This is a genomic window from Pseudomonas sp. CDFA 610, assembly GCF_021147865.1.
Classification (GTDB): domain Bacteria; phylum Pseudomonadota; class Gammaproteobacteria; order Pseudomonadales; family Pseudomonadaceae; genus Aquipseudomonas; species Aquipseudomonas alliivorans.
Genome location: NZ_JAGTPM010000013.1, coordinates 35,611 through 47,970, shown reverse-complemented (window position 1 = coordinate 47,970; position 12,360 = coordinate 35,611). Strand labels below are relative to the sequence as shown.

10 protein-coding genes are annotated in these 12,360 nt (G+C 60.0%); 7 read left to right on the top strand and 3 right to left on the bottom strand.

What is annotated here, in order from left to right; genetic code table 11:
* The first annotated feature begins 139 nt into the window (after positions 1–139).
* Genes KDX39_RS22840 through KDX39_RS22815 form a run of 6 tightly spaced genes read left to right on the top strand, consistent with a single transcriptional unit; the run spans position 140 to position 5,871 of the window.
* A complete protein-coding gene (locus KDX39_RS22840; RefSeq protein ID WP_231661882.1) occupies positions 140–1,450 on the top strand; it encodes an extracellular solute-binding protein in 1,311 nt (436 codons plus the stop codon).
* Entirely contained in the window at positions 1,447–2,340 is an 894-nt protein-coding gene (locus KDX39_RS22835; RefSeq protein ID WP_231661881.1) for a carbohydrate ABC transporter permease, read from the top strand. Before KDX39_RS22840 ends, KDX39_RS22835 begins: the two co-directional genes overlap by 4 nt.
* Positions 2,337–3,230: an ABC transporter permease subunit gene (locus KDX39_RS22830; RefSeq protein WP_231661880.1), complete on the top strand. Its 894-nt coding sequence runs from the start codon at positions 2,337–2,339 to the stop codon at positions 3,228–3,230. Before KDX39_RS22835 ends, KDX39_RS22830 begins: the two co-directional genes overlap by 4 nt.
* Positions 3,227–4,345: an ABC transporter ATP-binding protein gene (locus KDX39_RS22825; RefSeq protein WP_231661879.1), complete on the top strand. Its 1,119-nt coding sequence runs from the start codon at positions 3,227–3,229 to the stop codon at positions 4,343–4,345. The genes KDX39_RS22830 and KDX39_RS22825 overlap by 4 nt, the downstream gene beginning before the upstream one ends.
* A 12-nt stretch (positions 4,346–4,357) precedes the next feature.
* A complete protein-coding gene (locus KDX39_RS22820; RefSeq protein WP_099227150.1) occupies positions 4,358–5,119 on the top strand; it encodes a glycerophosphodiester phosphodiesterase family protein in 762 nt (253 codons plus the stop codon).
* Complete coding sequence (locus tag KDX39_RS22815; protein ID WP_231661878.1) at positions 5,116–5,871, top strand: inositol monophosphatase family protein; 756 nt, start codon at positions 5,116–5,118, stop codon at positions 5,869–5,871. The genes KDX39_RS22820 and KDX39_RS22815 overlap by 4 nt, the downstream gene beginning before the upstream one ends.
* A 46-nt stretch (positions 5,872–5,917) precedes the next feature.
* Here KDX39_RS22815 and KDX39_RS22810 read toward each other — a convergent pair whose 3' ends face one another.
* The 3 genes from KDX39_RS22810 to KDX39_RS22800 all read right to left on the bottom strand — a co-directional run bounded on the left by KDX39_RS22810 (position 5,918) and on the right by KDX39_RS22800 (position 9,208).
* On the bottom strand, positions 5,918–7,009 hold the full coding sequence (locus tag KDX39_RS22810; protein WP_231661984.1) for an alkene reductase: 1,092 nt from the start codon (positions 7,007–7,009) through the stop codon (positions 5,918–5,920).
* Positions 7,010–7,249: 240 nt separating this feature from the next.
* Positions 7,250–7,804 (bottom strand): single-stranded DNA-binding protein, encoded by a 555-nt coding sequence (locus tag KDX39_RS22805; RefSeq protein ID WP_004883704.1) that lies wholly within the window; start codon positions 7,802–7,804, stop codon positions 7,250–7,252.
* Positions 7,805–7,813: 9 nt separating this feature from the next.
* Complete coding sequence (locus KDX39_RS22800; RefSeq protein ID WP_099227153.1) at positions 7,814–9,208, bottom strand: MFS transporter; 1,395 nt, start codon at positions 9,206–9,208, stop codon at positions 7,814–7,816.
* 188 nt (positions 9,209–9,396) lie between these two features.
* Here KDX39_RS22800 and uvrA point away from each other — a divergent pair, with 188 nt between their 5' ends.
* Positions 9,397–12,231 carry an excinuclease ABC subunit UvrA gene (gene uvrA, locus KDX39_RS22795; protein WP_231661877.1) on the top strand — a complete coding sequence of 945 codons (2,835 nt, stop codon included), beginning with the start codon at positions 9,397–9,399 and terminating at the stop codon, positions 12,229–12,231.
* Positions 12,232–12,360 lie beyond the last annotated feature (129 nt).

Sequence of the window (12,360 nt, the reverse complement as noted above, 5' to 3'; positions counted from 1 at the left end):
ACAGTCCGTGTGTAGAGCAGTGTATCGCCCGCCGCAAAAACGATTACTTCAATCATGAAAATTTAATAATGGAGCTGCAGGTAACAAATACTACACATTATCTGTATTAGATAGCTTCCAGTTCACGCGGGGTGCTTTCATGCTTTCCATAAGTCACACGCTATGGGCGCTGACGCTGGTGGCCATTGCCGGCCAGGCCAGCGCCACCGAGTTCTGGTACAGCCATAGCGGCCCGACAGCCTCGGCCATTGCGGATCTGTGCAGGCAGTTCAATGCCGAACGTGATGAACAGGATCGCCTGCACTGCATCCGCCAGGGCACCTATGAGCAGACCCTGCAGAAGACCGTTGCCGCTTACAGGGCCGGTATCAGTCCGGTGCTGGTCGAGATCTACGACGTCGCCACCCCTGACATGCTGCTCGGGGACGCCACTGTGCCTGTCGAAACCTTGATGGCCCGGCAGCAGCGAGCCTACTCGGCCGACACCTTTCTGCCTGCGCTCAAACGCTATTACTCCGATGAGCATGGCGTGCTGGCAGCCCAGCCGTTCGCCGCTTCGACCGCCGTGCTCTATGTCCACCGCGACGCACTGGCGGCCGCGGGAATCAACGAGACACCGACCACCTGGGCCGCCTTCTCCACAGCATTGCGGGCCCTCAAGAACAATCATCACGACTGCCCCATGGCCACTGACTTTTCGCCATGGATCTGGCTGGAGCAGACCAGTGCGGCGCAGGGCTCCGCCATCGCGGTCAGGTCCGGTGGCGTGGACCGATATCGATTCGATCAGGGCACGCACTTGCAGTTGATGAACGATCTGGCGCAATGGACCCGTGAAGGCCTGGTGCGGCATCAGGAGTCGACCCGCAGCGGTCAGCAGGCACTGGCGTTTGCCAGCGATGAATGCGCGATGCTGCTGGACTCCACAGGCTCATGGAACACGGTACGCAGCACACTCAAGCCCGATATCGACGTGACCCTGCTGCCGATCTACGCCGACACCCAACGGCAGTCCAACCTGCCGGGCGGCTCTTCGCTGTGGGTCATGCAGGGGCATTCCACCCATGAGTACGACGTCGCGTCGGAGTTTCTCGCGTTCGTGCTACGCCCCGATAATCAGCGTGCATTCAGCTCCCGCACGGGCTATCTGCCGGTGACTCAGGCCACAGCCGGATCGGTTAGAGCCGACGAACACGCCGCGCTGGCGATCAAAATCGGTCTCTCGTCTCTCGATGACATCAACAGCCCGACGGGTAACCCGCTGCGCTGCGGCTTCATCACGCTGATGCGAGTGATCTGGCAGCAGGAGACCGGAAACGCGCTGGCGGGTCGACAAAGCATCGGGCGAGCCCTGAACCAGACCGCCCTGCGCGGCAATGAGCTGCTTGGCCTGTTTCAACAGATGCATCAGCCACTGGCTCAGAATCAACAAAGCGAAAGGCAGCCATGAAGGCCAGTGGCTATTTCCCGCAACCACGGATGGCGCTGTTGTTCGCATCGCCGCAATTATTGGCGCTCGGCCTGTTTTTCTATTGGCCGGCACTTCAGGCCATCTGGTGGTCGTTCCACCTGGTATTGCCGTTTGGCGGACACGAGGTGTTCGTAGGCCTGAGCAATTACTGGCGCGTGCTGAGAGATCCGGGCGTGCTCGCCTCTCTCGGCTCGACCCTTATATTCAGCCTGTCGAGCGTCGCGCTTTCAATGCTCATCGCCCTGACACTGGCGCTGTGCCTCGAACTGAAACTGCGCGGCAACGCGGTGTTTCGCAACCTGCTGATCTGGCCTTACGCGGTGTCCGGCGCCACCATCGGTATCGTCTTTCATGTGCTGGCCAACCCGGTCATGGGGATTCTGGCCTGGCTCAACGCGGTGGTGCCCGGAACCTGGGCGCCTTATGCGAACCCGCTGCAAGGCATGCTGCTGTTGATCGTGGCGTATGCCTGGTGTCTGGTGCCGTTCAACTTCGTGATGCTGGTGGCGAGCCTGAAATCCGTTCCGGACGATTACCTCGCAGCGGCAGCGCTGGACGGCGCAGGCCCTTGGCGGCGCATGATCGACATGCAACTGCCGTTGATTGCCCCCTATCTACTGTTCGTCTTCATCATCGACCTGCTGGAAAGCCTCTCCAACAGTTTCGGACTGATCGACACCCTCACCCAAGGCGGCCCCGGCGACACGACCCAAGTGCTGGCCTACAAGATTTACACCGACGGCTTTCGCGGACTGGATCTGGCAGGTTCTTCAACGTTGTCAGTGCTCATGCTGTCGGCAGTCGTGCTGCTGAGCATCGCGCAGTTCAAGCTCATGTCGCGACTCAAACGACGCGGGGCGAAGGCATGATCCAGCACAACCGACTGCTCAATATCGGAGCTTACCTGCTACTGACCCTGGGGCTGATTTTCGCGCTGGGCCCGCTCTATATCGCGGTCTGCTCGGCCACCGTGGACAACCCGCAACTGCTGGAACATGGCCTGGCAGTGGTTCCGGGCAATCAGTTGCTGGTGAACCTGCAGAAAGTCACTCAGCGTCTCGACCTGTTGCGCCTGTTGGGCAACAGCCTGATCGTTGCAATCATGGTGGTCATCGGCAAGCTCGCGCTCTCGGCGCTGACGGCTTTTGCGGTGGTGTACTTTCGCAGTCGTTATACCACCTGGATTTTCTTCGCTGTGCTGGGCGCGCTGTTGTTGCCGCTGGAGGTGCGCATCATCCCGACCTATGCCGTGGCGAGCGACCTGCTCGGTCCGCTGCGTGCGTTACTGCGCTGGCTGGGCATCGAGCGTGTGCCGGTGCCGACCCTCAATCTGCTCGACAGTTATACCGGCCTTGCCCTGCCACTGATTGCCTCGGCCACCGGCACGTTCCTGTTCAGACAGTTCTACCAGACGCTGCCCGCCGAACTGGTCGAAGCGGCGCGCATGGACGGTGCCGGGCCGTGGCGCTTCTTCATCGACATTCTGGTGCCGCTGTCGAAAACCAATTTCGCGGCGCTGGGCACGCTGGTGTTCATCGGCGCCTGGAAAGACTACTTGTGGCCATTGGTTGCGACCAACCGTGAAGACATGCGCACGCTGGTGCTGGGCGTCGCCAGCTTTCTGCCCACCGATGCCAGCCAGCTTCCCGAATGGAACCTGCTGATGGCCGCCGCCGTTGTCAGCATGCTGCCCCCCATCCTCGTCATTGCGCTCATGCAGCGATGGTTCGTCAAAGGCCTGATTGGAGTCGGCAAATGAACGCGCTTCTTCCCTTTACCGATTTCCCGGCTGCACGTTCACCGCAGATAACCCTCAGGAATCTGCACAAAACACAGAGCTCGGGGCCGCTCTTTCAAAGTCTGGATCTGGTGTTCAAGGCCGGTGAGCTGAACGTGATTCTGGGGCCGTCAGGCTGCGGAAAATCTACTCTGTTGCGCATGATCGCCGGGCTGGAGGACGTCACTCTGGGACAGATTCTGATGGATGAGCGTGACGTCACAAAGCTGCCGCCCAAGGAGCGCGGCTGCGCCATGGTGTTCCAGAACTATGCGCTCTACCCGCACATGAGCGTTGCCGACAATATTGGCTATCCGCTCAAGATGGCAGGCATCGCCTACAAACAGCGCGTGCTGCAAATCAAGGAGTGCGCCACCTCGCTGGGGCTGGAAACGCTTCTGGAGCGCAAGCCGGGCGAGCTGTCCGGAGGTCAGCGCCAGCGTGTCGCCATCGGGCGGGCCTTGATCCGCAAACCACCCGTGCTGTTGTTCGACGAACCGTTGTGCAATCTGGACAGCGCGCTACGCCATGAAATGCGTCTGCTGATCCGTCGCCTGCATCAACAGACCGGTGCCACGATTCTGTACGTCACCCACGATCAGACCGAGGCCATGACGCTTGCCGAGCACGTCGTGATCCTAAATCAGGGTCGCGTCGAACAGATCGGCACGCCGAGCGACATTTATGACCGGCCCGCCAGCACATTCGTCGCGGGTTTTATCGGCACACCGCCCATGAACCTGCTGCCAGTCTATTGCCTGGAAGACAAGATCCTGACGCTGGCCGACGGTCAACGACTCCCCCTCAAACTGCACCTGTCTGGCAACAGCCCGGGCAAATGGCTCATGGGGTTGAGGCCCGAAGCGTTCAGCCTCAGCCAGGAAGGTGTCCGCGCTGTGGTGGAGTCCTCGGAAAATCTCGGCAGCCACAGCCTGCTCTACTGCCAACTGGCCGGTATCCGTTGCGTCGTCAACCTTGCCGGTCGCCATCTGCTCGCCCCCGGCACTCAGGTCCGGCTGGCCCTCGGCCAACCGGCACTGCTGTTCGACCCCGAAAGCGGCCGCCATCAGCCCGCTTCTTTCTCCAACCCTGTGTAAGTGATCCCTGACATGTCCAACCGTGCTCCGCTCGTTCGCTCATCGCTGATTGCCCATCGCGGCGCTAAAGCCTATGTACCGGAAAACACCTTGCTCGCCCTGGAAACCGCCGCGCAGCATGGTGCCAAATGGGTTGAAATCGACGTGAAGCTGACCCGTGACGGTCGGCCCATCGTCATCCACGACGACCTGCTGGACCGCACCACCAACGGAAAAGGCGCGGTCGTGCTGCATACCTTTGAGGACATCCGCAAACTGGACGCCGGGAGCTGGTTCTCCCCCACATTCGCCGGTCTGCAGGTGCCGACCTTCGAAGAAGTGGTGGCCTGTGCCTTGCGTCTGAACCTCGGCTTGCAGGTCGAGCTCAAACCCACCATAGGCGACGATGTCGAAACCGCCGAGATCGTCATCCCGATCCTCAAGAGAATGTGGCCGGCAGGGTTGGGAGGCCTGTTTGTCTCGAGTTTCTCGGTGCGTTCGCTTGTCCGCGCGCGCCAGCTATGGCCAGAAGTGCCACTGGCGATGGCGTCGCTGGTCGCCCCCGCCGACCCGGCTGCGCTGCTGGCCGAATATGGCTGCCGGATTCTACATGTGCTGGACGACATGCTCGACGACCACCACCTCGAACGCCTGCGCCACAGTGGAGTCGAGTTCGCCGTCGCAACCATCAACAACCCCTACAGAGCGCGCTACCTGCTGGCGCGGGGGGCACAATCGATTCTCAGTGACTACCCTGACCTGCTCGACAAGCCCGACGAAGAGGATCTGCAATGAAAGACCGACTGAGCATTGCCCTGCGCTGCGTCGAACAGGCGAGCGTACTGGCCCTGGAGCACTTCAATAACCGCCACACACTGGACATCGCCACCAAAAGCCCTCAGGACCTGGTGTCTCAGGCAGACCTTGAAGTCGAACATCTGATACGGGCCAGCCTGAACGAGTACTTTCCGGATGAGCCGGTACTGGGCGAGGAGTTGGGCGGCGAAGTCATTATCGATGGCTGGGCGCTGGACCCCATCGATGGCACCGGCAACTTCCTGCGTGGCTCGCCTTTGTGGGGCATCTCCCTCGCCTATCTTTCAGCGGGGCAACCCGTGATCGGCGTCATCGCCTACCCGGCACTGGAGTACACCCTGTCAGCCAAGTCCGGCGAAGGTGTGTGGCTGAATGGCGCCCCTTTTGCCCGCCCCGAACCGCCACAGAACCTGCGCATCGTAGGCATAGGTTCTAGCAACAACTGGGCTGCTGAGTCTCTAGGGCAACTGGAACTGAACCTGCGCCATAAAGGCTGGGGACTGGCAGGCTACCGCTGCGCCACTATAGGCCTGGGCTTCGCGGCGCTCGGGCAGATCGATGGTTACCTCGAACGGTTTACCAATTTGTGGGACATCGCTGCGGGCGCCGTCATATGCCGCGAAGCAGGTTTGCTGTGCAGGATCGAGGGCAAACAGATACCGGCCGCCATGAGCGTAGCCGTGGGGAACGAAGAACTGATGGCAATCTTTGCGAGTTCACGCAGCGATTGAACATCAGGGAAACGCATCCGTCATTGCGACGGATGCGTAACCGGCATCAGGCCGTGGTTTGGACCAGCGTCGGATAGTCGGTATACCCCTCTGCCCCGCCGCCATAGATTGTGGCCGGATTCATCGGCGTCAACGGTGCGCCCGTCTTCAAGCGTTCGGTCAGATCCGGGTTGCTGATGAAGGGACGACCGAACGCCACCAGATCAACACTGCCATCGACCAGCCGCGAAGTCGCCAGATCAAGGTCATAGCCGTTGTTGGCCAGATAGGTCTGATGGAAGCGTTTGCGCAATTGCCCGTAATCGAATGGCACCGCATCACGCGGCCCACCGGTCGCTCCTTCGACGACATGCAGGTAAACGACGCCCAGCACATCCAGTTCTTCAACGATGTAGTTGTACTGCGGCTGAGGATCGCTGCTGCTGATCGCGCCAGCAGGTGATGCAGGTGAAATACGCACACCGGTGCGCTCGGCACCAATCTCGGCAACCACTGCAGCCGTGACTTCCAGCAACAGACGCGCACGATTCTCGACAGAGCCACCGTAAGCGTCAGTCCTGGTATTCGCGCCGTCCTTGATGAACTGCTCCAGCAGATAGCCGTTCGCGCCATGCACTTCCACACCGTCAAAACCGGCCGCAATGGCATTCGCCGCCGCCTGACGGAAATCATTCACGATGCCAGGCAATTCACTCAGCTCCAGCGCCCGTGGCTCGGAAACATCGTGGAAACCATTGTTCACGAACGTCTTGGTTTCAGCACGAATCGCCGAAGGCGCAACCGGCGCAGCGCCACCCGGCTGCAAATCCACATGAGAAATACGCCCCACGTGCCACAACTGCACAAAAATACGCCCGCCTTGGGCATGCACCTCATCCGTCACCTTGCGCCAGCCATCGATCTGCGCCTGGGTGTAAATACCCGGTGTGTCCTGATACCCCTGCGCCTGCGGGGATACCTGAGTGGCCTCGGTGATCAGCAAACCGGCAGAAGCACGCTGACCGTAATAGGTCGCAGCCAACTCACTCGGCACCAGCCCCGCGCCAGCACGGTTGCGGGTCAGCGGAGCCATGACGATACGGTTGGAGAGGATCAGATTGCCAAGGCGGTACGTGTCGAAGAGATTTTTTTCAGTCATTTCAGGGCCTGTGATCTGGAGGGCTTTGGTCATCTGGATGAGCCTTGGACGCGAACCGGAGGGCGCTCAGGAACATCGCGGGTGTAGGAGATGGAGTTATGATGATGAACAAAATCTAAATCGTCAATGACTTTGATGCTGAGTAACATCTATAGCGCGACGGAGTTATGCAGGCATAAAAAAAAGCGAAGCCAGGTGAGTGGCTTCGCTTTGGGTGGTGCGGTTCTGAGGGAGATGCGATCAGAACGGAATATCGTCATCAAAACTATCAAAATCAGCAGCCGGCTGCGGCGCTTGCTGCTGTGGCGCAGGGCGGGATTCGCGTTGCTGTGGAGGCTGCTGGTTGTAGTTCTGCTGTGGCGGAGCCGACTGCTGCGGGCGCGACTGCTGTGGACGAGGGGCGGACTGGTTGTAGTTGCCGCCACCCTGGCCTTGTTGTGCGTCGCCCTGTGGACGGCCGCCCAGCAATTGCATGGTGCCTTGCATGTCGACGACGATTTCGGTGGTGTAACGCTTGATACCGTCTTTTTCCCATTCGCGGGTCTGCAGCTTGCCCTCGATGTAGACCTGCGAACCCTTGCGCAGGTATTCGCCAGCGATTTCGGCAACCTTGCCGAACATCGAAACACGGTGCCACTCGGTCTTCTCGACCTTCTGACCGGTCTGCTTGTCAGTCCACTGTTCGCTGGTTGCCAGACTCAGGTTGGTCACGGCGTTACCGTTAGGCAAGTAGCGAACTTCGGGATCCTGGCCGCATGTACCGACCAATATGACTTTGTTAACCCCACGGGCCATAACGTTCTCCTAGGCTTCGCACGCTTCTGATGCTGGATTGATCAGCTTTTCGAGAGAGGCACGATCCAATAATTTTGTATCCAGTTTGATATAGATGGCTGCCTCCTCGGCAACCACCACTGCATCCGTTACGCCGGTTACGGACTTTAAACGCTCTGCCAGGCCTGCATCACGCTGTGCCTCTGGCGACAACGGCAGACGTAGGCTTGTCACGTAAGGCGGTTCACGCATGGTCATTGCAAACGCAAGCCAGACGGCAGCCATGGCTGCACCGCCAAGGAACACCACATCGAGCCCGCCGTGCTGGAACAACCAGCCGCCCAGTATCCCACCTGCGGCCGATCCAAGAAACTGGCTGGTGGAATAAACCCCCATTGCCGTCCCTTTTCCGCCAGCCGGCGACACCTTGCTGATCAGCGACGGCAAAGACGCCTCCAGCAGGTTGAACGCGGTGAAGAATACCACTGTCCCTATGACCAGTGTCCGCAACGTGTTACCAAATGCCCAGAAGTAAAGTTCGGACACCATCAGCACGGTCACGGCGCCGAGCAGAACGCGCTTCATCTGGCGCTTCTTCTCACCGTATATGATGAACGGGATCATCGCAAAGAACGAAATCAGCAGTGCAGTCAGATAGACCCACCAGTGTTGTTCCTTGGGCAGACCGGCTTTTTCGACCAGCGCCAGCGGCAGTGCCACGAAGCTGGACATGAGCATGGCGTGCAATACGAAGATACCCAGATCCAGACGCAGCAGGTCCGGGTGACGCAGCGTCTGTCCTAGCGCCTGTTTGGCGACGCCGGACTCACGATGCAGCAGCGGGCCGTTCGCCTTGGGCACGATGAACGCGATGATCAGGATTCCCAGCAGTGCCATGCCGCCAGTGGCCAGAAACAGCCCCGACAACCCGAACACGCCGGTGATGACCGGACCGACCACCATCGCGACCGCAAACGACAAACCGATGGTCATGCCAATCATGGCCATGGCCTTGGTGCGGTGTTGTTCACGGGTCAGGTCCGAGAGCAGCGCCATGACGGCGGCGGAAATCGCACCGGCACCCTGCAGGATACGGCCGGCGATAATGCCCCAGATCGAATCGGCATTCGCCGCCACGACACTCCCGATGGCGAAGATGATCAGCCCCAGGTAGATGACGGGACGTCGACCGATGCGGTCGGAAATGATCCCGAACGGGATCTGCAGCACAGCCTGGGTCAGGCCGTATGCGCCGATGGCCAGGCCGATCAGCGCGGGGCTGGCGCCCGCCAGGTCCATGCCGTAAGTGGCCAGAACCGGAAGCACCATGAACATACCGAGCATGCGAAACGCGAAGACCAGCGCAAGACCGCCTGCGGCACGTGTCTCGCCGCTGCTCATTCGTTCGCTGTGGGGATCGTGCATGGAGAAACCTCGTGTGAACCGGCGGCGATTCTACCAGTCCCATCGATTGACGGGGTATATCGCGACGCTTTGACGCGTTTACATGACAGAGTATTCATCTCTGCCTGTAAAGCCGGTGGATAGTGTGTATCCATCCAGTATTTATCCGTATACTCCCATGTTTTCGACGCCCGCCGTGCGAGGCCATTTTGGACAAGATCCTGATTCGTGGGGCTCGAACCCACAACCTGAAAAATATTGACCTGACTCTTCCACGCGACAAGCTGATCGTTATCACCGGACTGTCCGGCTCTGGCAAATCATCCTTGGCTTTCGACACGCTCTACGCCGAAGGGCAGCGGCGTTATGTCGAGTCGCTGTCGGCCTACGCCCGGCAGTTCCTGTCGATGATGGAAAAGCCTGACGTCGATACCATCGAAGGTCTGTCGCCTGCGATTTCCATCGAACAGAAATCGACGTCTCACAACCCGCGCTCGACCGTGGGCACCATCACCGAAATCTACGACTACCTGCGCCTGCTGTATGCACGAGTCGGCCAGCCTCGCTGCCCGGACCATGACATTCCGCTTGAAGCCCAGACTGTCAGCCAGATGGTCGACCTGGTCCTGGCTCAGCCGGAAGGCAGCAAGCTGATGTTGCTGGCGCCGGTCATTCGCGAGCGAAAGGGCGAACACCTGTCGGTCTTCGAAGAGCTGCGTGCCCAGGGCTTCGTACGTGCGCGGGTCAACGGCAAGCTGTGCGAGCTGGATGAGCTACCGAAGCTCGACAAACAGAAGAAGCATTCCATCGATGTGGTCGTGGACCGCTTCAAAGTACGTGCGGACCTGCAACAGCGTCTGGCTGAATCCTTCGAAACGGCGCTCAAACTGGCAGACGGCATTGCGCTGGTTGCGCCAATGGACGATGAACCGGGTGAAGAGACAATCTTCTCTGCGCGCTTCGCCTGCCCAATCTGTGGCCATGCGATCAGCGAGCTGGAACCCAAGCTGTTCTCCTTCAACAACCCGGCTGGCGCCTGCCCGACCTGCGACGGCCTGGGTGTGAAGCAGTTCTTCGACATCAAGCGACTGGTGAATGCCGAACTGACGCTGGCGGAAGGCGCGATACGAGGCTGGGACAGACGAAACGTCTATTACTTCCAGATGCTCGGTTCGCTGTCCAAGCACTACGGCTTCAGTCTGGAAGTACCGTTCAAGGTATTGCCTGCCGATCAGCAAAAGATCCTGCTCAACGGCAGCGGCTCGCAGAACGTTGACTTCCGCTACCTGAATGACCGTGGCGACATCGTCAAACGCGCTCACCCGTTCGAAGGCATCGTGCCGAACCTGGAGCGTCGCTATCGGGAAACTGAATCGGCAACCGTCCGTGAGGAGCTGGCCAAGTTCCTCGGTACCCAACCCTGCCCCGACTGTCGTGGCACGCGTCTGCGTCGCGAAGCGCGTCATGTCTGGGTGGGCGAGAAAACGCTGCCGGCAGTGACCAATCTGCCGATTGGCGATGCCACTCACTACTTCGACACCCTGAAGCTGACGGGTCGCCGCGGCGAAATTGCTGACAAGATTCTCAAGGAAATCCGCGAGCGCCTGCAGTTTCTGGTGAACGTGGGTCTGGATTACCTGACGCTGGATCGCAGTGCGGACACTCTTTCCGGCGGCGAAGCGCAGCGTATCCGTCTGGCCAGCCAGATCGGTGCCGGCCTGGTCGGGGTGATGTACATCCTCGACGAACCGTCCATTGGCCTGCACCAGCGTGACAACGACCGTCTGCTAGGCACGCTCAAGCACCTGCGCGACATCGGCAACACGGTGATCGTGGTCGAGCATGACGAAGATGCAATTCGTCTGGCCGACTACGTGGTAGACATCGGCCCGGGAGCGGGCGTGCATGGCGGACATATCGTCGCCGAAGGCACGCCGGATCAGGTCATGTCGCACCCCGACTCGCTGACAGGCAAGTACCTGTCAGGGCGCGTCAAGATCGAAGTCCCGGCCAAGCGCACGCCTCGCAACAAGAAGCTTTCGCTGACGCTCAAAGGCGCTCGCGGCAATAACCTGCAGAACGTGAACCTTGAGATCCCGATTGGTCTGCTGACCTGCGTGACGGGTGTTTCAGGGTCGGGCAAATCGACACTGATCAACAACACGCTGTTCCCGCTCAGCGCCACCGCACTGAACGGCGCAACGACGCTGGAAGCCGCCACGCATGACAGCATCAACGGCCTGCAGCACCTGGACAAGGTCGTGGATATCGACCAGAGCCCGATCGGTCGCACGCCCCGCTCCAACCCGGCGACCTACACCGGCCTGTTCACCCCCATCCGTGAGCTGTTTGCCGGTGTGCCAGAATCGCGCTCGCGTGGCTACGGGCCGGGCCGGTTCTCGTTCAACGTCAAGGGCGGGCGCTGCGAAGCCTGTCAGGGCGATGGTCTGATCAAGGTGGAGATGCACTTTCTGCCGGACATCTACGTGCCTTGCGATGTGTGCAAGAGCAAGCGCTACAACCGCGAGACGCTGGAGATCAAGTACAAGGGCAAGAGCATCCACGAGGTGCTGGAGATGACCATCGAAGAAGCGCGTGAATTCTTCGATGCTGTTCCGGCCTTGGCGCGCAAGCTGCAGACCCTGATGGATGTGGGGCTTTCCTACATCAAGCTGGGTCAGTCGGCGACAACGTTGTCGGGTGGCGAGGCTCAGCGGGTCAAGCTGTCCCGCGAACTGTCCAAGCGTGACACCGGCAAGACGCTGTACATCCTCGACGAGCCGACGACAGGTCTGCACTTCGCGGATATTCAGCAACTGCTCGACGTCCTGCACCGCCTGCGCGATCACGGCAACACCGTGGTGGTGATCGAGCACAACCTGGACGTCATCAAGACGGCGGACTGGCTGGTCGATCTGGGTCCGGAAGGCGGTTCGCGCGGCGGACAGATCATCGCCACCGGCACGCCGGAACAGGTTGCCGAGATGGAGCAGTCCTACACCGGGCATTACCTCAAGCCATTGTTGATACGCGACAAGGCCTGAAGGGGACTGACCTGCCGGGCCCGGCTTTGGCCGGATCCGCTCAGGTCCATACTTAGTGGTTGAATCGAAGACGAAAAAAAGCTCCTGTCACGCAAGTGCAGGAGCTTTTTTCGTTACAGCCGTCGCTGG